The organism is Mesorhizobium sp. Root554, from assembly GCF_001427025.1.
In the GTDB taxonomy this organism is placed as follows: Bacteria; Pseudomonadota; Alphaproteobacteria; order Rhizobiales; family Rhizobiaceae; genus Mesorhizobium.
The window spans coordinates 163-24,182 of the sequence record NZ_LMGA01000001.1 but is presented as its reverse complement, the minus strand read 5'-3'; the positions used below and the strand labels follow the sequence as shown (position 1 = coordinate 24,182).

The window sequence follows — 24,020 nt, the reverse complement described above, 5'->3', positions numbered from 1 at the left end:
GGAGGGACCATGCGCATTCTCATCACCGGCGCAGCCGGCATGATCGGCCGCAAGCTGACGCAAAGGCTGCTGCGGGACGGCAAATTGGCGGGCAAGCCGATCTCGGCGCTCATCCTGCAGGACATCGTGCCGCCGGCGGTGCCGCATTCCGGCGCTTTTGAGGTGACAGCCTCCACAGGCGATCTGGCGAAGGTGGAAACCACCGATGCGCTGGTCGCAACTCGGCCCGACGTCGTCTTCCATCTTGCCGGCGTGGTCTCGGGCGAGGCGGAAGCCAATTTCGACCTCGGCTACAGGGTCAATCTCGACGGCACCCGCGCCCTGTTCGAAGCGATCCGCAGGGCCGGCATCCAGCCGCGCGTCGTGTTCACCTCGTCCATCGCCGTGTTCGGCGCGCCTTTCCCCGACATCATTCCCGACGATTTCCACCTGACGCCACTCACCTCCTACGGGGTGCAGAAGATGATGAGCGAGGCGCTGCTGGCCGATTACACGCGCAAGGGCTTCTTTGATGGCATCGGCATCCGCCTGCCGACGATCTGCGTGCGGCCCGGCAAGCCGAACAAGGCGGCGTCCGGTTTCTTCTCCGGCTTCATCCGCGAACCGCTGGCCGGGATGGAAGCCGCGCTGCCGGTGCCGCGCTCGGTGGTGCACACCCACGCCAGCCCGCGCTCGGCCATCGGGTTCCTGATTCACGCCGCCGGGCTCGACGGCGCCACGGTCGGCCCGCGCCGCAACCTGACCATGCCGGGCGTCGGCGTCAGCGTCGGCGAACAGATCGAGGCGCTGCGGCGCATTGCAGGGGAGGATGCCGTCAAGCTGATCCGAGAGGAACCGGACGACACGATCTGGGCGATCGTACGCAACTGGCCGACCCGCTTTGCCGCCACGCGCGCGATGGAACTCGGCTTCAAGGCCGAAACCAGCTTCGACGAGATCATCCGGGCTCACATGGAGGATGAACTCGAAGGCTCCCGGCAAAGCTGAAAGGCTCGGAGGTCAAAACCGTTCGGCCAAAGCGGGCCGAACGGTTGGATCTTCCGTATCAAGCAGCGCCGGTGGAAGTTCGTACACCTTTGCCAATGGCGCCGGCCCGTACCGGGCGGCGTATGACCCGCACGCGGCCGCTTTTTCCGCCTCCGGCGAAGAAGCGGTCGCCGCCGTCCGATTCGAGACCGGATATCCCCATGCCGGCCGGCATGTCGAGTTCATCCAGCACCTCGCCCGTCTGCGGGTCGATGCGGCGCAATTCGCTCTCATCGCCTTCCCAGGTGCCGTGCCACAACTCGCCGTCCACCCAGGTCACGCCGGTGACGAAGCGGTTGGACTCGATCGTGCGGATGATCTTGCCGGTGTCGGGATCGATCTGGTGGATTTTCCGGTCGCGATACTGACCGACCCAGAGCGAGCCCTCGGCCCATGCCAGGCCGGAATCGCCGCCGCCCGGCGCCGGGATCGTCGCCAGGATGCGGCCGGTGGCCGGGTCGATCTTGTGGATACGATCCTCGGTAATCTGGAAAAGGTGCTTGCCGTCGAATGCCGTGCCGGCATGAGCGGCGACATCCACCGTGCGCACCGTCTTGCCGGTCGCGGGGTCGAGCGCGTTCAGCCTGTCGCCCGAAGCGAACCAGACATGCCGGCCGTCATAGGTGACACCGCCGACATCGGCTCCGGCGAATGGTCCATATTCGTCAATGATCTGGGCCTGCGATCTGTCCATCGTCTCATCTCCTTTGCTGAACCCAGACTAGTCGCTCGGCAGCGGACCCGGGAGTAACAAGGTTGTCGGGAAACCCGGCACCGAGGGCGCGATCCACCGGCGCGCGCGGCCCCGGCCGAAAAACTGCACCTTGCCCGCAACCGAAAGCTGCTCGAGCGCCCGTTGTACGGTACGCGGGCTGGTCCCCAACGCGATCGACAGAGCCGAGCTCGACCACGCCTCGCCATCGGCCAGCAAGGCGAGGACCGAGGCGTTCTGGTCCTCCACCGGCGGCGCCAGCACCGCGACGGCGGCCTTGCTGCGTAGGACCAAGGCAAAGCCGCGCTTCGTCGCCTTGATGTCCGCCAGTCCCTTCAGTTCGGCGCGCAGCCGGCCGATCTCCACCCGCAGGCGGGCGCGATGCGATTCATCGGCTTCCCTGCCGCCGAAACCGCGTGCGACCAGCAGGCTGCGCGAGACATCCGCCGGCCATGCCTCGGCCAGCGCGCGCGCCAGCGCGAACAGCACCGGCCGCGTCGCCAGCGAGACGACACGGTCCGCGCCGCGCACCACATTGCGGCAGGCATCGACGACCAGCGTGTCCGAAGCGAAAAGCGCCTCGACATCGTCGAGCAGGAGCACGCGACCTGCGCCGCCTTCGATCAACCGCGCGGCGGGAGCCCGCAAGATAGCGAACGCGTGTTCGACCTCCGCCGTGAGTGGCTGGATGTTCGCGGCGCGAGCGGCTTCCATAGCCCGGTCCAGCGCCTCGCGCGCCGCCGCGGTGCGCAGCCGCCGCATGGCGATGCCGGCAACGGCGAGTTCGCGCGCCGTCGTGACGGCTGGCGGCAGCGCCGTGCCGCCGAACCTGGCAAGTACGTCCTCCGCCTCGTCGAGGCGGCCGACCAGCAGCAGCCGCCGCACTTCCAGATTGCGCGCGTGCGCGGCGTTCACATGCTCGCCATGCGCTTCCAGCGTCGCCCGCGCCGCATCCAGCGCCCTGGCCGGCCAGCCGAGATCGCGCGAGACGAGCGCGATTTCTGCCTCCGCGACCACGCAGCGCGCCCGCGCCAGCGCTTCCCGGGGGCCGAATGCACGTCCAGCGCTCTTCAGCAGGAATTTTGCGCGTTCGAGATCGCCGAGCTGGGCCATGGCGATGCCGCGCAGCGCCAGCGCCGGGGCATCGCCGCGCAGGGCGACGCGCTTGAGCGCACCGATGGGATCGCCCGCCGCCAGCGCCCGCGCCGCGGCGGTGATCAGCGAGTCCATCTGAATCGCGTCACACTTGTCACTCTCACCCTCCTGAGCCGGTCCCTAAGGTAGTTCATGACGACCAACCAGCAAGCCGTTTTCCGAACGGCCGCGCTGAAACAGAAGGACTGGAACGATGACCACACACACAACCGGAACCCGCCATGACTGGCTCGCGGCACGCATCGACTTACTGGAGGCGGAAAAGGAGCTGACGCGGCGGAGCGACGAGGTGGCCCGGCAACGGCAGGAATTGCCATGGGTGCGGATCGACAAGGACTACCGGTTCGACACCGATGCGGGCAGCCGCTCGCTGGCCGACCTCTTCAAGGGCCGCTCGCAGCTTCTCGTCTATCATTTCATGTTCGGGCCGGACTATACCGCCGGCTGCCCGTCCTGCTCGTCCATCGCCGACGGCTTCAATGGCGTCACCGTCCATCTGGAGAACCATGACGTCGCCTTCTCGGCGGTGTCGCGGGCGCCGCTGGCCAAACTTCAGGCCTTCAAGCAGCGCATGGGCTGGACGTTCGACTGGGCGTCATCCTTCGGCAGCGACTTCAATGCCGACTTCAACGTCTGGTTCACCGAACAGCAGCAGCGCGACGGCGGTATCGAATACAATTACCGGCGCGAGCCGCCCATGCTAGAGGCGATGTCGACCAGGGCGCAGCCGGCAGGCCATGAGGGGCCGGAAGGCCTGCTCGCCGGCATGACCGGAACCGACGTCGCCACCTACACGCGCGACAGGCCGGGCGTCAGCGGCTTCGTGCTCGAAGACGGCGTCATCTATCACACCTATTCGTCCTTCGCGCGCGGCGTCGACAGCATCTGGGGCGTCTATCAATGGCTCGACCGGGCGCCGAAGGGCCGCAACGAGAATGGCATCTGGTGGCGCCACCACGACAGTTACGGCCGGGGCTGAGAGCCATGTCCGTCCATCTCGACCTGCCGAACAGCCCATCGCTCCACCAGGCTTCGACGGGTCTCTCAGACAAGCGAGGCATGGCCGACTGGCTGTGCCTCGCGGCGACGCCGACCTTCGCCGCCATGGCGCTGCTGACGGCGATGACAGGCACGGACATGATCTGCATGGCCGCGCCGGGCGTGTTGCCGGTGGGCGGAATGGCGCCGATGTATCTGCTGATGAGCGTCTTCCACCTGGCGCCCTGGCTGAGGCTGTTCCGATAGAAGGAGACTGCCGCCGCAATGGCGGCAATTTCTCAAGACCGGCTTGAACCGGTCAGTTCGAGGTCACGGCGCTCACGTCGAGAGCGATGCTGCTGGAAAGACGCTCCAGATCGTCGGAGATGGCCGAAGCCGCCGACTGCAATATCGGCACATAGCGGTCGCAGGCTTCCTTGTCCGAACCGAATGCCGACTTGAAATAGCTCAGCCCGAGGCTCGCCAGAACGCGGCCGCCATGGCTGACGATGGGCACTGCGATCGTATTGGAATTGCGCGGCTCGACCATCGAAGAACGGGTCGCATAGCCGTCTTCGCGGATCCTGTCGACCAGCCGTTTCAACTCTTCCGGATGGTGACTGAGCGCATTTTCCGGGTCGTCCGAGCGCTTCAATATATCGACGACCAGTCCGAATTCCTCCTTGTCGAGGAACGAGAGATAGGCGAGGCCAAGCCCGCGCGTCAGCATGCACAGGCGCTTGTTGACGGTGCTGTGAAAGGGGGACATCGAACTGTCCGGCACGGTGCTGAAACGTATCACCATGCCGTCGTAGTCCGGCAATGCGATCGCCAGCGGCCATTTGTGCTTGCGCGTGATCGCCACCGCCCAGGCGCGTCCGGCCTCGACGACGAGCGGCCCCTTGTGAAAGCCCGAACTCAGCGACGTGACCAGCGCGCTGACCTGGTATCCACCCTGCCGTGCGTCGTTCTCCACATAGCCTGCCTCCTCCAGCGTCTTGAGAATTCGTACGAGGGTCGGCTTCGGCAGCTTCGTCCTGGCGTGCAACTGCGCGATAGTGTTGATCGGCTGCAGGTTCAGTTCCTGCAATACGTTCATCGCGCGCTCGATTGCTCGAATGCCCATCGCTCTTCTCCCGCAGCGTCAAGCTCGTTTCGACCAGCGAAACGAGGGCGACTATAGGTTGAGGCACCCCGGAGTCAATCTTTAAGCGATGCCCGCACACCGATTGGAGAACGAGCATGGCTGCGGCGGAAGAAGTGAACAGGAATCGTGAGGAAGTCAGGCGGCTCATCGCCGGCATCGACGAGGATACGGCAAGCCGTCTGCTCAAGGGCGCGCTCGACCTTCATGTCCATTCCGGCCCCTCCACCATGCCGCGACAGCTCGACCACATGCAGGCGGCGGAAGAGGCGGCAGCGGCCGGGATGCGAGGCGTTCTGTTCAAGGACCACCACTATTCTGTGGCGCCGGTCATCCCGATGATGGACCGTCTGCTGAACAAGCCGGACTTCGCCATGTACAGCGGCCTTGTCCTCAACAATTCCACCGGCGGGTTCGATCCTTTCGTCGTCGACGCGCAGCTCAAGATGGGCGCCAAGCTGATCTGGATGCCGACGGCGCAGGCGGCCAACCACGTCCGTAGCGCCCACCGCAAGACGCGCCTTGCGACCAATGTCCAGCTTCGCAGCTTCCCGGCGCTGAGCGCCGTCGACGGCTATGGAAATGTTATCGACGAGGTGAAGCAGATCCTCGACCTGATTGCCGAGTTCGATGCGATCCTGTCGTCGGGCCACCTGCATGTCTGGGAGATCTGGAAGCTGTTCGAGGAGGCGCGTTCCCGCGGCGTCAAGCGGCTGCTGATCAACCATCCCATGTACGGCCTGCACTTCACCTACGCCGACATTCGCGACCTCGCCAATCTCGGCGCGCTGGTCGAACAGTCCGCGGGCATGTATGTCGATTCGCGTTTCAATACCTACACGCCGCAGGAGCTCAAGGAGCACATCGAGGCGGCCGGCGTGGCGCATTCCTCGATCGGATCGGACCTCGGCCAGGTGGACAATCCCACCCCGGTCGAAGGCATGCGGCAGGCCATCAAGCTTTGCCTGGCGCTCGGCTTCAGCGAAGCGGATGTCCGCACGATGGTGGCGGACAACCCGGCGCGGCTGGTCGGCCTGACGGACTGACCCGCTTCAAGCGATCTTCCCAAGACAAAGCGGTCCCGTGGCAAACGGGACCGCTTTTTGCGTTAATGGGCCGCGCTCACTTGCCGGGCATCGGATAGTCGTCCTCGTTAAGCACCCAGCCCGGCTTGAGAGAAAAATCCATCCGCGGCGGCGCGAAGATATCGACCAGCTGGTTCACGCCGGCCGATTCCGCCGTCGTCGTGTGGATGGAAGGAGGCGGTATCACGCAGATCGACGGTGAGCCGCAGAACAGATGCTCGTCCTCGCGCCATACGTTCATGTTCGTCGTCCACGGCCAGCGAAGATGATGCGTGAAGGTGCCGCTTACCGCCAGCGAGCATTGTTCGAAATCGTCGTGATGATGCGGCGAAACCTTGTCGCGCTCGCGCGGCCCGATGCGCGGCGACAGGTAGTTGATCATGAAGGTGGTGCATCGGTAGATCCTGCCGAACCGCGATGGGTCGTCCGGGACGTCCAGCGTGTACCACCTGAGCTTGAGGCCGCCCGCCGGTTCGGGCCATGGCTCGAACGGCGGTACGTTGGGGTGCGGACCGGCGAAGGCGTCCGCATTCGAAGCGGCATCGGCCATGTCCCTGGATTTCGGCGTGAAGAGCCGCACGACGGCTCCTGGCGTCAACATCCTGATCGTGCTTTCGCCCGGCGGCACGAAGGCCACCGAATAACCCGGCACGACGGTGCTGCCTTCGGCGGTGGTGATCTCGACTTCGGTTTCCCTGTCGGGGAGGATGATCGCATATTCATCCGGCTGCGCGGCGCGTGAAAAAACGCCGCCTTTCCTGCCGGCGCTGTAGGCGACGACGAAGTTCTGCCCGCGGCTGATCCAGGTGTCGCCATTGGCGTCCTTCACCTGCGGCTCGGTTTCATGGAACAGCGCAAGCTGCGAACCGAAAAAACTGTCATGAACCCGCGCGGCCGCCGGTTTCTTGTCCTGCGACAGGCTGGATCGCGGATCGCTCTGAACATACATGGTCTTCTCCGTTTGGTTGATGTCGTCGACTGTCCCGGCTGGCGCCCCGGTCTCAGGCCGGCTTCGGGTCCTGCTTCTTCAGCCTGAGGATTTCACGCGCCTGGGCGGGCGTGGCGACGCTGCCGCCAAGCTCTTTCAGGATGCGAACCGCCTTGCTGACCAGAACGGCGTTGCTTTCCGCCAGAACGCCTTTCTCCAGATAGATGTTGTCTTCCAGCCCGACCCGCACATGGCCGCCCAGAAGCCATGTCTGCGCCAGCATGGGAAATTCCCAGCGGCCGATGCCGAAGGCGCCCCAGTGCGAGCCCGCCGGTAGCAGTGTCTTCATGTACATCAGGGTTTCGGGCGTCGCGATCGCACCATAACGGACCCCGAGAACGATCTGGAAAAGGGCCGGCGCATCGAGCTTTCCGTCACTGATGAAATGGTTGGCGAGCTGGATGTCGCCGGTATCGAAGACTTCGAGTTCAGGCCTCACGCCAGCCTCGGCGATGACCTCCGCCATGACGGCCAGATTGCGCGGCGTGTTGATGACGACGGAGGAGCCAGAATACATGGTGTTGAAATCGAGACTGCACAGTTCCGGCCTCAGCGCCGCAATGTGGGCGACGCGGCGTTCCGGCGGCAGCAGCGTGGTTCCCGGCGCGGCGACGCTCGGGTCGTCGTCGCCCGGAATGAAGCGGCCGCCGGGACCAGTGGTCAGGTTGATGATCACATCCTCGTCGGCCGCGCGCAGGCGTTCGACGACTTCCCGATAGTGGGCAAGCTCCATGCTTGGCCGTCCATCCGGATGCCGGACATGGATATGGACGATGGCAGCGCCAGCCCGGACGGCGTCGAGGCAAGCCTCGGCGATCTGTTGCGGCGAGACCGGCAGGTAAGGTGTCTGCTCCGGCGTGGTGATGTTGCCTGTCACGGCGCAGCTTATGATGGTGGGATCGGCCAATTTTCATTCCTCGGCAAGCGCACGCAAGATACGTCGCAATTGAATCTCGCCGTGGCTCGCATCCCGGTCCTTCATCGGCAACCTTATTGGCCGCCTGTTTCGCCGACAGAAACGTCGAGGTGTGCATCGGGCGTTCCGCAGAGAGAAATGGGCCGGGATCGGGGGTGGTGCGCCACGGTTGCCCCGTTAGAAGGAGGCCGACAAAAGGAAGCAGACATGTCCGACGCACGCGCCCCGTTTTCCTCCTTCCGCGACCGGTTGCTCGCCCGCCAGCGCCTGCTCGGCACGTTTCTCAAGCTGCCGACGACGCAAGTGATCGAGATGCTGGGGCCGATCGGCTATGACTTCGTCATCATCGATCAGGAGCATGCGCCGCTCGACCGCGGCATGACGGACCTGATGATCCTCGCCGCCCGCGCCTCCGGCATCGCGCCGCTGGTGCGCGTTCCGGAGTTCACCGACGCGCATATCCTGTCGGCGCTAGACTGCGGCGCGATGGGGATCATGGTTCCCCACGTGACCTCGGTCGAAAAGGCCAGGGCCATAGTGCGGGCCAGCCGTTACGCCGGCGGCAGCCGCGGCTTTGCCGGACTGACGCGCGCCAGCAACTGGGGCGGCGTGAGCGGAACGCGGCACATGGCGCTGCAGGACAGCCAGGTGGCCGTCATCGCGATGATCGAGGATCAGGACGCGGTCGATCTGGCCGGCGACATCGCCAGGGTCGACGGCATCGACGCCATTTTCATCGGACGCGGTGACCTGACCGCTTCCTTCGGCGACGACCCGCAAGCGGCGGCAAAGGTCGCCGAAATCAGCAAACGCATCGCAGCCGCTGCACGGGATGCGTCCACGCCCTTGATGATGCTGCCCACCAGCAAGGCGGATTTCGATTTCGCGTCCGAACTCGGCGCGACGGCGATGGCGCTGTCCAGCGATCACGGCTTCATCCGCACGGCAGCAGCCGCCGCGATAAAGGACTATGCCGGCTGAGCAAGCCGAAGCCGGCAGACGCGCTCTGGCAAAAGGCAGCGGACTGATCGCAACCTCTGCCGCGCAATGGGAGGAATATTCATGCCCTTGATCGAGGTGCCGGCCCTTGCCGTTCCGCGAACGGCGCTGGTCACCGGCGGCAGCGGCGGAATCGGGCGGGCGACGGCGGCCCGCCTTGCCGCCATGGGCTCCAGGATTGCGGTCGGTTACAACAGCCGGCGCGATGTTGCCGAGGATGTGGTGCGCGGGCTGCAGGGCAGCGGCCACTTCTCCTTGCGCGTCGCCATCGACGATCCCGCCTCCATCGCGGAAGCCACGGCTTCAATCGGAGAACGATTCGGCTCCCTCGATGCTCTCATCAATTCGGGCGGCGCGACGACTCCGGTCCCGGCCAACGATCTGGATGCGCTGACCGACGATATCTTCGACCGTGCCGTCATGCTCAACCTGCGCGGGCCGTTCGCGACGATCCGGACGCTGCGTCCGCTGCTGGAACGCGGCGACAATTCGGTCATCGTCAACATATCCTCCATCGCGGCGCGCACCGGCATCGGCAGTAGCCTCGCCTATCTGGCGGCGAAGGGCGGGCTGGATTCGCTGACAGTCGCGCTCGCAAAAGTGCTGGCGCCGAAAATCCGGGTCTTTTCGGTTTCACCCGCCGGGGTCGATACGGATTTCGTGCCCCATCGCACACGGGAACAGCTGGAAAAGACGGCCGAACGACTGCCGCTTGGTCGCGTCACAACAGCCGACGATGTCGCCCGCGCAGTTATAGCGTGCGCCGTCAACCTGACCAGTTCCACCGGTATTGTCATCCCGGTGGACGAGGGTCGTCATCTTTAGCCGGCCCTTCGTCTGGCGAAATGCAACGCCTGCGACGTTGCCAGCGCCGTCTGTCCTTGTATTGATCGGCTCCACCATACGCGATCGACGGTCGTCCCCCGGGCGGCGACAGGCTGCCGTCTCCGACCTCCGTCGTCGCATCACGCCCTAAACTTCATCGCACGGGAGATCCTCGAATGAAGCTCAGCCAAGACGCTATTTTGGGGACATTCTTCACAACGGTCGGCGTGGTTTTCGGCCTGATCGCGCTGAATTATCCCTTCGGCACCGCCGGCCGCATGGGACCGGGCTACTTTCCGGTGATCGTCTCGACGCTGCTCGCTGTGACCGGCATCGCCATCTTGATGCGGGCTCGATTGGCGACAGGCGAACCCGTTCGGGCGGCGCGCTGGCTGCCTCTTGTGGTCGTGCCGCTGGCGGTGATCCTGTTCGGGCTGCTGGTCGAGAAGCTCGGCATGCCGCTGGCGGTCATGATGCTGGTGGTCATCGCCGCCACAGCCAGCGTCAAATTCAAGTTGAACTGGATGGCGACGGCGGGCGCGGCGACATTCTCGGCCGTCTGCGCCATCGTCTTCGTCGAATTGCTCGGCCTGCCCATACCGATCATCGGGACCTGGCTGCACGCAATCGGCCACTTCTAAAAAGACTACCGGGAGGACGCCATGGACATCTTCAGCGGGCTTATGCTCGGGCTTTCCACAGCCACCACCTTGTCGAATTTCGCCTATTGCTTCGTTGGCGTGCTGCTTGGAACCGCGGTTGGCGTGTTGCCCGGCGTTGGGCCGATCGCGACGATCTCGATGCTGCTGCCCTTCACGTTCGGGCTGCCCGTGGATACCGCGATGATCATGCTGGCGGGCATTTTCTACGGCTCGCAGTATGGCGGCTCGACGACAGCGATCCTGATGAACCTGCCGGGCGAGGCTTCGTCGGTCGTAACCACGCTGGACGGACACGAAATGGCCAAACAGGGCAAGGCCGGGCGGGCGCTGGCGGCAGCGGCGATCGGCAGCTTTTTCGCCGGCAGCGTCGGCACCCTGTTCATCGTGATCGCCGCGCCATTGCTGGCGAGCCTGGCGCTTACCTTCGGACCTGCCGAATACTTCTCACTCATCGTGCTCGGCCTCATCACCTCGATGGTGCTGACCAGCGGATCGCTGCTGACCGCCTTCGGCATGGCGCTCTTCGGCATTCTTCTCGGCATGATCGGAACCGACATCAATTCTGGCGCGGCGCGCTACACATTCGGTTCGCCCAATCTGCTCGACGGGCTGGACTTCGTCGTCGTCGCCACCGGCATCTTCGGCCTGGGCGACGTTTTGGCGAACCTTGAGAACGAGAGCAACCGCATGGCCGGCGTGGCGCGCGTCAGCAGCCTGTTCCCGACCCGCGAGGACTGGAAGCGGATGGTCATGCCCATCCTGCGCGGCACCGGCATCGGTGTGCTGCTGGGAGTCCTGCCGGGAGCCGGCGTGCTGCTCGCATCCTTCTCCGCCTATGCGCTCGAAAAGAAGGTTTCGCGTCACCCCGAGGAATTCGGCAAAGGCGCCATCGAGGGTGTCGCGGCGCCGGAAGCGGCCAACAACGCCGCGGCGCAAACCTGTTTCATCCCGATGCTGACGCTGGGGCTTCCCGGAACCGCGACCATGGCGCTGATGATCGGAGCGCTCGTCGTCCAGGGTGTCCAGCCCGGGCCGGAAATTCTCTCGCAGCAGCCCGCGCTTTTCTGGGGGCTGATCGTGTCGATGTGGATCGGCAATCTGATGCTGTTGTTCCTCAACCTGCCTCTCGTCGGGATCTGGGCAAAGCTGATCTCGGTGCCGTATCATTTCCTGTTCCCGATGATCTGCGTCTTCACGACCATCGGCGTCTACAGCATCAGCAACAGCGTCTTCGACGTCTACATGATGGCTCTGTTCGGGGCGCTCGGCTATTTCTTCAAGAAGGTGGGAGCCGAACCAGCGCCGCTGGTCCTTGCCCTGATCCTTGGCCCGATGGCTGAGGAATACCTGCGCCGGGCGCTTCTGATCTCGCAGGGGGATGCGAGCGTCTTCTTCACCAGCCCGCTCAGTCTCGGGACGCTGATCGTCGCCGGCCTGCTGCTCCTGTCGATCATATCGCCACGGTTCCGCAAGGTGCGCGAGGAAGGCCTGCAGGAAGTCGACTGACAGGCCGCCATCGGGGTTCGGGCTCGTTGGGGCGCCCGGGCCCCGATGGGTCCCGACTTTGTACCGGCATAGACAAAAATTCAGGAGCGACCATGAAACCGGATGACGAAACGCGCCTTCAGAACCTTCTCGACCGCGAAGAGCTGTTCGATCTGGTGCGGCGCGAGCGCTTCGCCCGCGACCAGCAGCGCTTCGACGTGATGAGCGCGTGCTTTCATCCCGACGCCTATGTCCGCACCAGCTGGTACGACGGGCACGGCGGCGAGGCCTATGTCGAGGCCTCGCGCAAATGGATGGGGACGAAGAGCAGCGGCAAGCACTGGGTGTTCCCGGCCTTCGCGCAAGTGGCCGGCGACCGGGCAACGGTGGAAAGCCCGGCAATGATCTTCAACCGGACCATGCTCGATGAGGTGGAGGTGGACTTTCACGTCTTCTGTCGCTTCTTCTCACGCGCCGTGCGGGACTCCGGGAGCTGGAAGTTGCTGAGCTTCGAGGTCCTGTTCGAACGGGATGTGATGAAACCCGTCAACCCGTCGCAGACGCTTCCTGTCGACTGGCCGCAGCTCGCCGCCTTGCGTCCGTCCTACAAATTCCTGGCCTATATCCAGCAGCATCGCGGCGTGAAGGTGAACCCCGACTTGCTGGGCGACGATCGGCCCGGCGAGCTCGCGGCCTTTCATGCCGGCGAGGCGCGCTGGCTCGCCGGTCACAGCTAACGCCGGGATGCCATTTCAAGGAGCGGAACGGGCGCGGTGATCGTTTCCCGGCAATGACCGGATGCGCTAGTCCTTGCCCCATAGCAAACGAAAACGAACTCGATCCAACGAGTGGGCAGGAGGAATAACTATGAACAGACGTGAATTTATCGTGCTCGGCAGCACAGCCGCTGTGCTGGCTTCCGGCAAAATCGCACTGGCCGAAACATGGCCGAGCAAGCCGGTCACCGTGATCTCGGCCTACCCGCCGGGCGGCACCAGCGACATCATCACCCGGCTGGTCGCCGATATGCTGACGGCAAAATACGGCCAGCAATTCGTCGTCGAAAACCACGCCGGCGCGGCCGGTGCGATTGCTGGTGGCAGGCTGACGCGTTCCGCCGCGGACGGCTACACGTTCATGATCAGCGGCAGCGCGCCGATCGCCGCCAACAAGGTGGTGCAGAAGAACCTCGCCTACGATCCGCAGGTGGACTTCACGCCTATCTCGGTGATCGCGGAAAGCCCTGCGCTGCTAAGCGGAAGCCCCAATGCGCCGGCCAAGTCGATCCAGGAACTGATCGCCTATGCCAAGGCGAATCCCGGCAAGTTGAACATCGGCAATCCTGGCGCGGGAACCAAGGGCCATATCGCAGCCGCGCTGATCGGCCAGATCGCCGGCGTGGAGATCAACCACATTCCCTACAAGGGCTCGCCGCCCCTGCTCGCCGATCTGCTGGGCGGACATATCGACTTCGCGCTCGACGCGCCATCCAACTACCTGCCGCACATCCATGACAACAAAATCCACGGGATCGCGGTCACTTCAGCCAAAAGGTTGCCGGAGCTGCCCGATGTGCAAACGGTCGCCGAGCAGGGCCTCGAAGGTTACGAGCAGACCCTGTGGTTCGGCGCGGTCGGTCCAAAGGACATGCCGGCTGACATCGTCAACAAGATCTATGAAGCCATCAAGGAATGGAGCGGCACGCCGGAAGCGACGGCGAAGCTGAAGACGCTCGGCCTCACACGCGTCGCCAGTTCGCCTGAAGAAATGAGCGGCATCATGACGCGTGAAATCGACTCCATCAGGCCGCTTGTCGAAGCAGGGCTCGTGCAACCGACATAGGTTTGAACAGACAAAGCACGATGGGCTGTCGTCACAATGATACCGACGGCCCATCGGACCCGTCTCCCGAAATGATAAATTGCAGCGCGTGAACGAACCTCTCACCCTGACCGTCAACGGCCGCGAATGCCAAGTCGATGCGCCGCCAACGACGCCGCTTCTCGATGTGCTGCGCAACCACCTGGGGCTCAAGGGCAGCCGCTATGGATGCGGGCTGGAGCAATGCGGCGCCTGCATGGTGCTGGTCGATGGCGTTGCGACCCATTCGTGCAGCCGCGAGGCTGGGACGCTCGGCCGCCGCTCGATCATGACGGTCGAAAGTCTGGGCTCGCCCGAGGCCCTGCATCCGCTGCAGCAGGCTTTCATCGACGAACAAGCCGGACAATGCGGCTATTGCCTGTCCGGTATGCTCATGGCCGCCAAGGCGCTGCTCGATCGCAATCCCGACCCGACACGGGCAGAAGTCGCCGTCGCGCTCGATCCGAACCTCTGCCGCTGCGGTTCGCATCCCCGCATCCTGCGCGCGGTGCTGAGAGCGGCTGCCATTATGCGCCGGGTAGCTGATGCCCGGACTTAGCACCAGCCTCAAGGACAACCCACGGCTCGACCGGTGGCTGCGCTTCCAGGACGACCGCACGGTGCGCATCGCCACCGGCAAGGTGGAGCTCGGCCAGGGAATCCTGACGGCGCTCGCCCAGATCGCGGCCGAGGAACTGGACCTGAACATCGACCAGGTGCGCATGATGTCGGGCAACAGCATCGAGGGTCCGGGCGAAGGCTATACCGCGTCGAGCTGGTCGATCGAGCATTCGGGCGCTGCGATCCGTCTCGTCGCGGCGGAGGTGCGAGCCATGGCGACGATCCGCGCGGCGCTGCGCCTGAACGCCGCGCCCGGTGAGTTGGCAATTGCCGCAGGCGAGTTCCTGAAAAACGGCGCGCCGACCGGCCTCGACTACTGGCGTCTCGCTTCCGAACTCGACCTGTCGGCGGAGGCCACGGGCATGGTTTCGCCAAAGCCGGCCAGCGCCCACCGCATCGTCGGCGCCAGCGTTCCCCGGCTTGACCTGCCGGCCAAGCTGACTGGCTCGGGCTTCATCCAGGACATGATCCTGCCCGGTATGCTCCACGCCCGCACGTTGCGGCAGCCCGGCCGCGGCGCGGTTCTGGCGGCGCTCGACGAAGACGCCGTCCGACGCAGCGCGGGGGGCGACATCCGTGTCGTGCGAGTCGACAATTTCGTCGCCTTCGTCGGAACCGACGAGACCGTGGTGCGCGCCGCTGCTGTGGCGGCAGCCGGGCGAGCCGTCTGGGACAACGCCCGCACCCTTCGCGCCGAACAGGCGACGCCGGACTGGATCGCGGCGCAGCCTTCGCATGACAGCACGATCGGCGATCCATTGCCGGAAACCCTGCCCCGGAGCGTTTCCGTGCGATTCACCCGCCCCTTCCTGTCGCACGGGTCGATCGCCCCATCCTGCGCAGTGGCTCTTTTCCGTGACGGAACGCTCACCGTCTGGTCGCATGCGCAAGGCATGCATCCGCTGCGCGCCAACATCGCAAAAACCGTCGGCTTGCCCCTTGAAAAAGTCGCCTGCCACCATGTGCAAAGCGCCGGCTGCTATGGCCACAACGGCGCCGATGACGCCGCGCTCGACGCTGCGCTGGTGGCGCTCGCGCTGCCGGATCAGCCGGTCCGGCTGTGCTGGCGGCGGGAGGAAGAATTCGGCTACGAGCCGCTTTCCTCGGCGATGGCCGTCACCGTCCACGCCGCGCTGGACGAGGCAGGCCGCCCCGCCGACTGGACCACGGAAATCTGGAGCGCCGCGCACGGCCAGCGCCCGGGTGTCGGCGGCGCCTATCTGCTGGCGGCCGATGCACTGGAAACGCCGCCGCCCGAGCGCAAACCCTTCGACATTCCCGAAGAACGCGGCGGTGGCGCCACCAGAAACGGCATGCCGCTTTACGACATCCCGGCCAGGCGGATCGATTTCCATCTTGTCCATGACGCGCCGGTGCGAACCTCGTCGCTGCGCGGCCTTGGCGCGACCCTGAACGTATTTGCCATCGAAGGCCTGTTCGACGAACTGGCGGAGCGCGCCGGCGAAGACCCACTCGCCTACCGGCTTGCAATCCTTTCGGACCCGCGCGGACGCAAGGTTCTGGAAAGGGTGGCGGCCATGGCGAACTGGTCAGGACGCGGCGAGGCCGGCAGCGGACGAGGCATGGGGCTCGGTTTCGCCCGCTACAAGAACTCGTCGGCCTATGCGGCAGTCATCGCCGCGGTCGAGGTCGACGAGACGGTGCGCGTCACCGACATCTGGTGCGCCGTCGACGCCGGCCTCGTCATCAATCCCGATGGTGTCGTCAACCAGGTCGAGGGCAATATCGTCCAGGCGATCAGCTGGGCGCTGATCGAGGAGGTTCGCTTCGGCGATGCTGGTGTCTCCAGCGTCGACTGGGAGAGCTATCCGGTCATCCGCTTCACCGACATACCCGAGATCAGCGTCGAACTCGTCGATGCCAGAGAGCACCCTGCCCTCGGCGTCGGCGAATGCGCTGGCGGCCCGGCGGCGGCGGCCATCGGCAACGCGGTCGCCCATGCGCTCGGCGTCCGCATCCGCGACATGCCGATGACGCGCGAGCGGATCGTGGCGGCGCTGATGGCATGATCGGACAGGGCATCGCAGAGAAAATGACCGCGCGCGTGCCGGACTTGCCCGGACCGCGCCAGTTCCAGGATGGAGACCGGCGACATGAACGATATATCCACGGTTCGGGATGCGGACACACGCGAGCCCGTTCTGTTCTATAGCCCTGGAGCGTGCTCGCTGGCCTCGCACATCGCCCTGGAGGAGACTGGCAAGCCCTATAAGGCGATCGAGACGCTGCTCGCCCAGAACCAGCACATGACGCCCGAGTATCTCGCGGTCAATCCGCGCGGCAAGGTGCCGGCGCTGGCCGTCGGCGGCCGCGTCATCACCGAAAACACGGCGATCCTGACCTATATCGGGCTGACCTACCCGGAAACCGGCATGTTCCCCGCCGACACGATCGAGCAGATGCAGTGCATCGCCCAGATGGCGTGGTTTTCGAACACGCCGCATATCTTCCAGCGGGCGCGATTCCGGCCCTATCGCTTCACCGACAGGGAAGACATGTTCGACAACATCCGCGCCAAGGCGACCGAAGGCTACTGGGAGGCGATGCAGGAGGTCGATGGCCTGATCGACGGCAAGAGGTGGATCATGGGAGACGTCTATACGGTGGCCGACCCCTACGCGCTGGTGTTCTACGGCTGGGGGATGAGCAACGGAATGCCGATGGAGACGCTGGTGAACTACACGCGCCACAAGGACCAGATGCTGCAGCGGAAGGCGGTGCGCACCGTGCTGGAGCGCGAGAAGAACCCTCACATCAAGTGACAGGGATCCCCCGGCCCGGCAGCTTACCTGCGTCTGGCCAGCAGAATGCCCAGGATGACGATCGCGCCACCGAAGGCCTGCACCGCGCCAAGCGGCTCGTTCAACAGCAGCCATGCCACGCCCGCCGCGACGACGGGCTGGATCAAAAGCGTCAGCGATGAGAAGGACGCCGGCAGCAGCGCCAGAGCGTAGATGATCAGGCCCTGGCCGCAGACGTGGCAAAGCCAGGCCAGCGCCAGCACGATGGCCCAGGCGTAGAGCGTCGTCGGCCAGATCGCCGGCTCGAAGACGAGCGCGAATGGCAGGATGCAGATCGCCGCCGAAGCGGAAGACCACAGCAGCGTCGTCAGGGTCGAGTAGCGGCTGCGCAGGCGCGACAGCGCGAGTATATAGCCGGCGTAAAATAGCGCCGCGAACACCGCCATCGCATCGCCGCCGAGATGGCTGCCGCCGCCCGAGGCCGAGCCGCCGCCGCCGCTGAGGATCACAACGCCGACCACCGACAGGGCCAGACCGGCGAGGAACGTTCGCGTTACTGTGGTCCTGAACAGCAGCCAGCCGCCAAGAACGACAAAGATCGGCGCAATATTGGCGAGCAGCGTGGCATTCGCCACAGACGTCAGGTGGATGGAGACATGCCAGGCGAGAAGATCGCCGGCAAGCATTACGCCGGGCACGGTCAAGGCGACAACGTCACGAAATGAAGATGGCCGCTGATTGTGCCGTGTCTTGCGGTCTTCGGTGGCCCGCCAGGCCAGCAGCGGCAGCACCGCCAGCGCGACACGCCAAAAGGCGGTCGCGACCGGTCCGATCTCCGACAGGCGCACGAGGATCGGCGACAGACCGATAATGACGCCGCCAAGCACGAGCGCCGCGAGCGAGAGGCCTGAAGTTGGAACGACCGGTGATTTCATGGCAGGCGTGGGTTGGAGGTAGAAACCGCCTAGCATCAAAGCGTTGCGGCCGTCTCGGCCACAGGCGGCTTTGCATGCCGCCAGTGCTCAGGGTCAGGAATCCAGCTCTCCCAGCTTCACGGCCATCACCGAGACACAGCCCCCGGCCTGACCGGACCGGGGAAATTCCGCGCTGCGAGCAGGCCGGAAACGCCCGGCATGATCTCCTGCGGAACGCCGCCCGAGCGCGGGACGTCGGCTGTCATACCATAACCTATTCCGCCGGCTGCGAAGCCAGTTGGCCGGCCGACCTCGCGCCAACCCGCTCGAACGCCTCCGGAGGCGCTTCGTTCAGACGCATGAGATCCAGCATCCTGTCGCGGATTTTCGTCTCCGCCGCCACATCGCTCAGGGGCCGCTGCTGTTTCGGATCTGTCTCGAGATCGTAGAGGCGCGTTTCTTTCTCGATCAGGGAACCCGGCCCATAGTTGAAATACATGGGGGAGCGGTCAGTGACCGGAACCTTGAGTATCGGCACCCCTTTGGAAAAGCTGAATTCACGGGTCAGCGTCGTCTGCTTCAGTTCCTCCACCGAAAACATGCAGTTCAGATGCATCGGCATGAGCGTGTACTGGTTGATCTCAACCTTGTCGGCATCGACCGGATAGCAGTGATAGGTGTAACGCCCATCGGTGGCGTTGATAGCTCCGCCGAAATAGCCGAACAGCAAGGCGTCTCGCAGCGGCGTGTCGTGCGCGAGCACCGGCAGCAGGGATTGTCCTGTCATGTCGGCACAGGGCGGCAGGCCGAACAGGTCGAGGAAGGTCGGCGCGAGATCGATGACCTGCGTCAAGGCGTTGCGGCGGGTTCCGGCCACATCCTGCTTGGGATGGGCGACCATGAGAGGAACGTGCGCAATCTCCTCGTAGAGGGTCATGCGGTTCTTCGCCCAGAAATCGTGCTCGCCCAGCAAATAGCCGTGGTCTGTGCTGACAATCAGGACCGTATCCTTCCACAGGTCCTGGGTGTCGAACGCATCGAGGACACGGCCCAGAAGCTCGTCGCACATAGCGAGTGAGGCGTAGTAGTTGGCCCGCAGTTCGTCGGCTTCCTCCTGCGTCTCATGGACCTTGTCGTAGGGCGGCCAGTCGCGGATGCCCTGATTCCAGCCGGTCCTGTACGCCTGCTTGAAACGGTCCGGCACATGGTGCGGCTCATGCGGACTGAAGGTTTCCAGCTGCAGCAGCCAGTTGTCGGCGCTGGCGTTGCGCTCCAGAAAATCCACGCCAGCCGCAAAGGTCTTCATTGCCGGAAAGTCGGACTCCTCGCGAATGCGCTCGCGGTTGATGATGTAGGGATAATACTTGCTGCTCCGGTCGCGGGTGAATTGCTTCGGGTGCCATTTGGGTTCCAGTTCGGCCCAATCGGGCTCGACCACCGCGTGCCATGGGTCCTTTTCATGGCCGCGGAAGAATTCATAGCTGGCGTAGCGGTTGTGGTAGGTCGAACCGCCATCCTCGAAGTAGTGATAGTGGTCGGTGACCAGGTGGGTATAGACGCCGGCGTTGCGCAGCAGTTCCGCGAACGACGTGTCGAACGGTTCAAGCGGCCCCCAGCTTCGGTGAAGAAAACTCAGACGCCCTGTATGCATATCGCGGCGCGCCGGCATGCACGGCATCGACCCGACATAATGGCTATCGAATGTCGCTGACCGTTTCTGCAGCCGGGCGAAATTCGGGGTCGGCACCTTGCTCCCGCCGTAAGGAGAAATGTGCAGCCGATTAAGCGAATCGAACAGTATGAAAACAACTTTCAAAACAATCTCCCGCGTGCGGACCACGCCATGCGACCCCACGAACCTGGCTTCGACCTGAGAGCGCGGGTCTGCGCACCCGTGACGTTCCGGACGGCATCTTCGGACCCGCCAGCCTTGCCGACAAGCTGTAGAAAAGCTTCACCGACCTCCTCCGAACCCTGCTCAGGTTCACATTGCGCCGGAAGGTACGATGCGGCCGAAAACAATTGAAATGAATAGTAGGACGTGAAGGCATAGCTTTTATTCATGTGACGCTGGTGGAATGGCGAGACCGCCTGCCTGCCGTCACCGCCCCGAAACGCGATCGTCACCCACCCCAGATGCCGCGTGTCGGGGAGCTTCCATCAGTCCGGCATTCGGTAAGCGTCGCGATAGTCGAAAAGACGATCGGGTCGCTGGCATATTGGAGATAGACGATGCGCAGCGGTCCCCATGGGCATGTGGAGCGACCACAGGCCTATTCCGGTTCATGAACCGAGCAAGGCTGCTGTTACGAAATACCGGCAGCCATCCTGGTGTTCCGGCATTGCGTGCGTCACTGGTGCTTCCTGCAACTTCAATGAAGATTCAGTGGCGTGGCAAAGGAGTGCCTGGAGCCGTCAAGTCAGCGGGAGGCGCCGTAACGATGGCAGAAGCCACAGGAATCCCTGCGCAAGTCTGAGCGCAATCATGACGTCGGGCGGCTGACCCAGCAGATGAAGACTATGGGATTTGTATGCGGACAATGCGCGCCATGCCGGGGCGTGAGCGGCTGGGGTACTCTACACTTACGATCTTGGCGCGTTGACAAGAAAATTGGATACCGCAAGAGCGTCCCTTCGTCTGCAGTGGCAGGCGAGGATTTCGGCTTTTGAGGTCAGCGGCTATCGTGGATTCGCGAAACGCCCCGAAGGACGCCGGGTCATTCCCACTCGATCGTCCCGGGCGGTTTCGACGTTACGTCGTAGACGACGCGGTTGATGCCGCGGACCTCGTTGATGATGCGGGTGGCAGCGCGGCCTAGGAACTGCATGTCGTAGTGGTAGAAATCCGCCGTCATGCCGTCGACCGAGGTGACGGCGCGGAGCGCGCAGACGAATTCATAGGTGCGGCCGTCGCCCATCACGCCCACCGTCTGCACCGGCAACAACACGGCGAAGGCCTGCCAGATGGCGTCGTACAGCCCGGCCTTGCGGATCTCATCGAGATAGATGGCGTCGGCCTGGCGCAGGATTTCCAGCTTGTCGCGGGTAATGCCGCCGGGGCAGCGGATCGCCAGACCCGGGCCGGGGAACGGATGGCGGCCGATGAAGCTGTCGGGCAGGCCGAGTTCCTTGCCGAGCGCCCTCACCTCATCCTTGAACAGTTCGCGCAGCGGCTCGACCAGCTTCATGTTCATGCGGTCCGGCAGGCCGCCGACATTGTGGTGCGACTTGATGGTCGACGAGGTCGCGCCGGTGAAGGAAACGCTTTCGATGACGTCGGGATAGAGCGTGCCCTGGGCGAGGAAATCGGCACGTTCCCCGTCCTTGGCGAGCTTCTTCGCCTCTTCCTCGAACACCTCGATGAACAGGCGGCCGATGGTCTTGCGCTTCTTCTCCGGGTCGCTCTCGCCTTCGAGGGCGGAAATAAACTTGTCCGAGGCGTCGACCAGGATCAGCGGCAGATTGTAATGCTGGCGGAACATGGCGACGACATCGGCCGCCTCGTCTTTTCGCATCAGGCCATGGTCGACGAGGATGCAGGTGAGCTGGTCGCCGACCGCCTCGTGGATGAGAAGCGCTGCGACCGAGGAATCGACGCCGCCGGACAAAGCACAGATCACCCTGCTCTTGCCGACCTGCTTGCGGATCGCTTCCACCGCCTGTTCGCGATAGGCGGCCATCGTCCAGTCGGAGCGCAGGCCGGCGATGGTGTGGACGAAGTTGCGCAGCAGCTTCGCCCCGTCCGGCGTATGCACGACTTCCGGGTGGAACTGCACGGCGTAGAATTTGCGCGCTTCGTCGGCGATGGCCGCGAAGGGGGCGCCGGTCGAGGTGCCGACGACCTTGAAGCCCGCCGGTATGGCGGTGACGCGGTCGCCATGGCTCATCCAGACCTGATGACGCGTGCCCTTTGCCCAGACGCCGTCGAACAGGGCGCAGTCGCCCTCGATCTCGAGGAAGGCGCGGCCGAATTCGCGATGATGCCCGGCCTCGACCTTGCCGCCCAGTTGCGCGCACATGGTCTGCTCGCCATAGCAGATGCCGAGCACGGGAATGCCGGCCTGGAAGACCTCCTCGGGCGCGCGCGGGCTGCCGATGTCGACGGTGGAGTGCGGGCTGCCGGAGAGAATCACCGCCTTGGGATCGATCCGCCTGAAAGCTTCGGCCGCCGATTGGAACGGCACAATCTCGCAGTAGACGCCGGCTTCGCGCACCCTGCGCGCAATCAGCTGAGTGACCTGGCTGCCGAAATCGATGATGAGAACTGTGTCGGGATGTGTCGTCATGGCGAGCGTTTAGAGACAAAGTTGAGTCGGCGCAATGGGTTGCGGCGTCGCGCTAAGAATCCGATTCGGAAACCTCATGCATTGCCGCAAGGCCGTCCATCAAAGCCCCGAAGCGGTCCCGTCCGAGCGCCTCGGCAATATCGGTTTCGATCTCGTATTTGATCCGGTCGCCGTCGCGCAGCGCGTCCAGCCCCTTGCCGGTGTAGCGCACCAGCTTGCCGCGGGCATCGCGGGGGTCGGCGACCCTTTCCACGATGCCTTCCTGCTCAAGCCCGTCCAGCAACTGCTGCACCGCCTGCTTGGAGATGCCCATGCGTTCGATCAGCGCCGACTGGCGGCTGCCGGCGCGCGACAGATGCCCAAGCAGGGTGGCCCGCGCTTCGGTGAACCAAGGGTGCCCGGCCGCCCTCATGCCGGCGGCGAAACGCGCCTGCCATGCGCGGTTGGCGCGCCACAGGCGCCAGCCGACATGATCGAGCAAAAAGTCGGGATTTTCGTCAAGACCCTTGACCACTTACCGTTCCTTCTATAGTCAAGATACTTGACCATGTAGCCACATTAGGGGCTGCCCTTGTTCAAGGCAATCGGCAAGACAGGAGATTCATCATGACAACTTTCCAGAAGGAGACGCTGGCGGTTCTCATTTCCGGCGCAACGCATGTGCTGGATCGAAACGGTAAGGAAGCCTACGTCTATCTGGCGCGCGACGGCAGCTCGCACATGCGGTTGGAGGACGGCGAAACCCGCAGCGGCCGCTGGCAACTTTCGGATCGGGGTTACACGGCGGAATGGGATACGGGCGCGGTCGGGCGCTGGATGCTTGAGCAGGGAGCCGGCGGCGGCATCGAATATGTGAACCTCGACACCTCCGCCCGTATCAGGATGATCGGCATTCTTTTCGGCAATCCGAAGAACCTGCCGGTTCAGTCCTGAAGCCTGAGCGTGCCGTCGCCCAGCGCGCGCTCCAGCAGGCGCACCGCTGCGGCGAGTTTCTCGTCGACGACGTGCAGATATTCGGTCCAGTCGCCGACATGGCGAAGCTCGGCGGCGCCGTCGGAAATGCCGCGCAAGGCGACCAGCGGCACGCCGAAAAGCTGGCATGCGCGCAGGCAGGCGTAGGTTTCCATGTCGACCATGTCATCATCCATGGCGTCGTAGGCGGCGCCGGACACGACCGCCGCGCCGGTCGACAGCGTCGCCGCCTCGATACCTGGAATGCGATACGGCAAGGGGACCCGCACGGGCAGGTCCAGGAACGGCGTCTGTCCCTTCGCGAAGCCAAGCGCCGAGGCGTCCATGTCGCGATAGGAGACGGACACGGCCTGATAGATTTCGGTCTGCTCCAGAACGCGGGAGCCGGCGGAGCCGAGCGACACGACCAGGTCGGGCAGAGCGGTGTTCGCCCTCAGCCCGGCAAGTTCTGCTCCGAGCATGACGCCGGCCTCGACCGGTCCGACCCCGGTCATGAACGGCGTGAAGAGACGCCGAAGATGCGGCCCGTATTCGGCCTGCGCCGCCATGACGAAGAGCACGGATTGACCGGCGAGGGTCTTGAGGCTGGCTGTCGTGGCGTGGGTCATGCGGCGGCCTGCTCCTGCCCTC

General features: G+C 64.4%; 24 protein-coding genes. 14 read left to right on the top strand and 10 right to left on the bottom strand.

Features of this window, described 5'->3' with window-relative positions; genetic code table 11:
- Positions 1-9: 9 nt before the first annotated feature.
- Positions 10-987 carry a D-erythronate dehydrogenase gene (gene denD / locus ASD44_RS00120; RefSeq protein WP_056107116.1) on the top strand — a complete coding sequence of 326 codons (978 nt, stop codon included), beginning with the start codon at positions 10-12 and terminating at the stop codon, positions 985-987.
- A gap of 58 nt (positions 988-1,045) precedes the next feature.
- Here denD and ASD44_RS00115 read toward each other — a convergent pair whose 3' ends face one another.
- Positions 1,046-1,720, bottom strand: a complete 675-nt coding sequence (locus tag ASD44_RS00115) for a PQQ-binding-like beta-propeller repeat protein (RefSeq protein ID WP_056107113.1) — start codon at positions 1,718-1,720, stop codon at positions 1,046-1,048.
- A 27-nt stretch (positions 1,721-1,747) separates the two neighbouring features.
- Positions 1,748-2,968, bottom strand: coding sequence for a hypothetical protein (locus ASD44_RS00110; RefSeq protein ID WP_056107110.1), 1,221 nt, complete (start codon positions 2,966-2,968; stop codon positions 1,748-1,750).
- 118 nt (positions 2,969-3,086) lie between these two features.
- On the opposite strand from ASD44_RS00110, the gene ASD44_RS00105 reads away from it, so the two are divergent.
- On the top strand, positions 3,087-3,872 hold the full coding sequence (locus tag ASD44_RS00105) for a thioredoxin family protein (RefSeq protein WP_056107107.1): 786 nt from the start codon (positions 3,087-3,089) through the stop codon (positions 3,870-3,872).
- Positions 3,873-3,877: 5 nt separating this feature from the next.
- Complete coding sequence (locus ASD44_RS00100) at positions 3,878-4,138, top strand: hypothetical protein (RefSeq protein WP_082542359.1); 261 nt, start codon at positions 3,878-3,880, stop codon at positions 4,136-4,138.
- Between the two features lie 52 nt (positions 4,139-4,190).
- Here the strand turns inward: ASD44_RS00100 and ASD44_RS00095 are convergent, their stop codons facing one another.
- The gene (locus tag ASD44_RS00095) at positions 4,191-4,997 is read right to left on the bottom strand and encodes a helix-turn-helix domain-containing protein (RefSeq protein ID WP_056107104.1); all 807 of its coding nucleotides are present in this window, start codon (positions 4,995-4,997) and stop codon (positions 4,191-4,193) included.
- Between the two features lie 116 nt (positions 4,998-5,113).
- Between ASD44_RS00095 and ASD44_RS00090 the strand changes: the two genes are divergently transcribed.
- The gene (locus ASD44_RS00090; protein ID WP_056107103.1) at positions 5,114-6,061 is read left to right on the top strand and encodes a DUF6282 family protein; all 948 of its coding nucleotides are present in this window, start codon (positions 5,114-5,116) and stop codon (positions 6,059-6,061) included.
- Between the two features lie 76 nt (positions 6,062-6,137).
- On the opposite strand, the gene ASD44_RS00085 is transcribed toward ASD44_RS00090, so the two are convergent.
- Together ASD44_RS00085 and ASD44_RS00080 are read right to left on the bottom strand one after the other, a co-directional pair.
- Positions 6,138-7,049, bottom strand: coding sequence for a hypothetical protein (locus ASD44_RS00085; protein ID WP_056107102.1), 912 nt, complete (start codon positions 7,047-7,049; stop codon positions 6,138-6,140).
- A 52-nt stretch (positions 7,050-7,101) separates the two neighbouring features.
- Complete coding sequence (locus tag ASD44_RS00080) at positions 7,102-7,995, bottom strand: 3-keto-5-aminohexanoate cleavage protein (protein WP_056107101.1); 894 nt, start codon at positions 7,993-7,995, stop codon at positions 7,102-7,104.
- A 216-nt stretch (positions 7,996-8,211) separates the two neighbouring features.
- On the opposite strand from ASD44_RS00080, the gene ASD44_RS00075 reads away from it, so the two are divergent.
- From ASD44_RS00075 to ASD44_RS00035, 9 genes are all read left to right on the top strand, one after another.
- A complete protein-coding gene (locus tag ASD44_RS00075) occupies positions 8,212-8,985 on the top strand; it encodes an aldolase/citrate lyase family protein (RefSeq protein ID WP_056107098.1) in 774 nt (257 codons plus the stop codon).
- An 81-nt stretch (positions 8,986-9,066) separates the two neighbouring features.
- Positions 9,067-9,828, top strand: coding sequence for an SDR family oxidoreductase (locus tag ASD44_RS00070; protein ID WP_056107096.1), 762 nt, complete (start codon positions 9,067-9,069; stop codon positions 9,826-9,828).
- A gap of 176 nt (positions 9,829-10,004) precedes the next feature.
- Positions 10,005-10,469, top strand: a complete 465-nt coding sequence (locus tag ASD44_RS00065; protein WP_056107094.1) for a tripartite tricarboxylate transporter TctB family protein — start codon at positions 10,005-10,007, stop codon at positions 10,467-10,469.
- 21 nt (positions 10,470-10,490) lie between these two features.
- Entirely contained in the window at positions 10,491-11,996 is a 1,506-nt protein-coding gene (locus ASD44_RS00060) for a tripartite tricarboxylate transporter permease (RefSeq protein WP_056107090.1), read from the top strand.
- 92 nt (positions 11,997-12,088) lie between these two features.
- Entirely contained in the window at positions 12,089-12,712 is a 624-nt protein-coding gene (locus ASD44_RS00055; RefSeq protein WP_056107087.1) for a nuclear transport factor 2 family protein, read from the top strand.
- A 130-nt stretch (positions 12,713-12,842) separates the two neighbouring features.
- Positions 12,843-13,817, top strand: a complete 975-nt coding sequence (locus ASD44_RS00050; RefSeq protein WP_056107079.1) for a tripartite tricarboxylate transporter substrate binding protein — start codon at positions 12,843-12,845, stop codon at positions 13,815-13,817.
- Positions 13,818-13,905: 88 nt separating this feature from the next.
- Positions 13,906-14,394, top strand: a complete 489-nt coding sequence (locus tag ASD44_RS00045) for a (2Fe-2S)-binding protein (protein ID WP_056115121.1) — start codon at positions 13,906-13,908, stop codon at positions 14,392-14,394.
- Positions 14,381-16,486 carry a molybdopterin cofactor-binding domain-containing protein gene (locus ASD44_RS00040; RefSeq protein ID WP_056107076.1) on the top strand — a complete coding sequence of 702 codons (2,106 nt, stop codon included), beginning with the start codon at positions 14,381-14,383 and terminating at the stop codon, positions 16,484-16,486. Before ASD44_RS00045 ends, ASD44_RS00040 begins: the two co-directional genes overlap by 14 nt.
- A gap of 84 nt (positions 16,487-16,570) precedes the next feature.
- On the top strand, positions 16,571-17,239 hold the full coding sequence (locus ASD44_RS00035) for a glutathione S-transferase (protein ID WP_162246409.1): 669 nt from the start codon (positions 16,571-16,573) through the stop codon (positions 17,237-17,239).
- A 23-nt stretch (positions 17,240-17,262) separates the two neighbouring features.
- On the opposite strand, the gene ASD44_RS00030 is transcribed toward ASD44_RS00035, so the two are convergent.
- The 4 genes from ASD44_RS00030 to ASD44_RS00015 all read right to left on the bottom strand — a co-directional run bounded on the left by ASD44_RS00030 (position 17,263) and on the right by ASD44_RS00015 (position 22,932).
- Entirely contained in the window at positions 17,263-18,153 is an 891-nt protein-coding gene (locus tag ASD44_RS00030) for a DMT family transporter (protein ID WP_056107071.1), read from the bottom strand.
- 253 nt (positions 18,154-18,406) lie between these two features.
- A complete protein-coding gene (locus ASD44_RS00025) occupies positions 18,407-19,972 on the bottom strand; it encodes a sulfatase-like hydrolase/transferase (RefSeq protein WP_244478802.1) in 1,566 nt (521 codons plus the stop codon).
- Positions 19,973-20,849: 877 nt separating this feature from the next.
- The gene (gene guaA / locus ASD44_RS00020) at positions 20,850-22,418 is read right to left on the bottom strand and encodes a glutamine-hydrolyzing GMP synthase (protein WP_056107067.1); all 1,569 of its coding nucleotides are present in this window, start codon (positions 22,416-22,418) and stop codon (positions 20,850-20,852) included.
- Positions 22,419-22,470: 52 nt separating this feature from the next.
- Positions 22,471-22,932, bottom strand: coding sequence for a MarR family transcriptional regulator (locus ASD44_RS00015; RefSeq protein ID WP_056107064.1), 462 nt, complete (start codon positions 22,930-22,932; stop codon positions 22,471-22,473).
- A 92-nt stretch (positions 22,933-23,024) separates the two neighbouring features.
- Between ASD44_RS00015 and ASD44_RS00010 the strand changes: the two genes are divergently transcribed.
- Positions 23,025-23,351 (top strand): hypothetical protein, encoded by a 327-nt coding sequence (locus ASD44_RS00010; RefSeq protein WP_056107061.1) that lies wholly within the window; start codon positions 23,025-23,027, stop codon positions 23,349-23,351.
- Here the strand turns inward: ASD44_RS00010 and ASD44_RS00005 are convergent.
- On the bottom strand, positions 23,342-23,998 hold the full coding sequence (locus ASD44_RS00005; RefSeq protein WP_056107058.1) for a 5'-methylthioadenosine/S-adenosylhomocysteine nucleosidase: 657 nt from the start codon (positions 23,996-23,998) through the stop codon (positions 23,342-23,344). The two genes, ASD44_RS00010 and ASD44_RS00005, sit on opposite strands and share 10 nt — an antisense overlap.
- Positions 23,999-24,020 lie beyond the last annotated feature (22 nt).

What these genes read in the sequence shown, in the direction of transcription:
- denD (WP_056107116.1), top strand. Translation starts at nt 10, where the DNA reads ATGCGCATTCTCATCACCGGCGCAGCCGGCATGATCGGCCGCAAGCTG.
- ASD44_RS00115 (WP_056107113.1), bottom strand. Translation starts at nt 1,720, where the DNA reads ATGGACAGATCGCAGGCCCAGATCATTGACGAATATGGACCATTCGCC.
- ASD44_RS00110 (WP_056107110.1), bottom strand. Translation starts at nt 2,968, where the DNA reads ATGGACTCGCTGATCACCGCCGCGGCGCGGGCGCTGGCGGCGGGCGAT.
- ASD44_RS00105 (WP_056107107.1), top strand. Translation starts at nt 3,087, where the DNA reads ATGACCACACACACAACCGGAACCCGCCATGACTGGCTCGCGGCACGC.
- ASD44_RS00100 (WP_082542359.1), top strand. Translation starts at nt 3,878, where the DNA reads ATGTCCGTCCATCTCGACCTGCCGAACAGCCCATCGCTCCACCAGGCT.
- ASD44_RS00095 (WP_056107104.1), bottom strand. Translation starts at nt 4,997, where the DNA reads ATGGGCATTCGAGCAATCGAGCGCGCGATGAACGTATTGCAGGAACTG.
- ASD44_RS00090 (WP_056107103.1), top strand. Translation starts at nt 5,114, where the DNA reads ATGGCTGCGGCGGAAGAAGTGAACAGGAATCGTGAGGAAGTCAGGCGG.
- ASD44_RS00085 (WP_056107102.1), bottom strand. Translation starts at nt 7,049, where the DNA reads ATGTATGTTCAGAGCGATCCGCGATCCAGCCTGTCGCAGGACAAGAAA.
- ASD44_RS00075 (WP_056107098.1), top strand. Translation starts at nt 8,212, where the DNA reads ATGTCCGACGCACGCGCCCCGTTTTCCTCCTTCCGCGACCGGTTGCTC.
- ASD44_RS00070 (WP_056107096.1), top strand. Translation starts at nt 9,067, where the DNA reads ATGCCCTTGATCGAGGTGCCGGCCCTTGCCGTTCCGCGAACGGCGCTG.
- ASD44_RS00065 (WP_056107094.1), top strand. Translation starts at nt 10,005, where the DNA reads ATGAAGCTCAGCCAAGACGCTATTTTGGGGACATTCTTCACAACGGTC.
- ASD44_RS00060 (WP_056107090.1), top strand. Translation starts at nt 10,491, where the DNA reads ATGGACATCTTCAGCGGGCTTATGCTCGGGCTTTCCACAGCCACCACC.
- ASD44_RS00055 (WP_056107087.1), top strand. Translation starts at nt 12,089, where the DNA reads ATGAAACCGGATGACGAAACGCGCCTTCAGAACCTTCTCGACCGCGAA.
- ASD44_RS00050 (WP_056107079.1), top strand. Translation starts at nt 12,843, where the DNA reads ATGAACAGACGTGAATTTATCGTGCTCGGCAGCACAGCCGCTGTGCTG.
- ASD44_RS00040 (WP_056107076.1), top strand. Translation starts at nt 14,381, where the DNA reads ATGCCCGGACTTAGCACCAGCCTCAAGGACAACCCACGGCTCGACCGG.
- ASD44_RS00035 (WP_162246409.1), top strand. Translation starts at nt 16,571, where the DNA reads ATGAACGATATATCCACGGTTCGGGATGCGGACACACGCGAGCCCGTT.
- ASD44_RS00030 (WP_056107071.1), bottom strand. Translation starts at nt 18,153, where the DNA reads ATGAAATCACCGGTCGTTCCAACTTCAGGCCTCTCGCTCGCGGCGCTC.
- guaA (WP_056107067.1), bottom strand. Translation starts at nt 22,418, where the DNA reads ATGACGACACATCCCGACACAGTTCTCATCATCGATTTCGGCAGCCAG.
- ASD44_RS00010 (WP_056107061.1), top strand. Translation starts at nt 23,025, where the DNA reads ATGACAACTTTCCAGAAGGAGACGCTGGCGGTTCTCATTTCCGGCGCA.
- ASD44_RS00005 (WP_056107058.1), bottom strand. Translation starts at nt 23,998, where the DNA reads ATGACCCACGCCACGACAGCCAGCCTCAAGACCCTCGCCGGTCAATCC.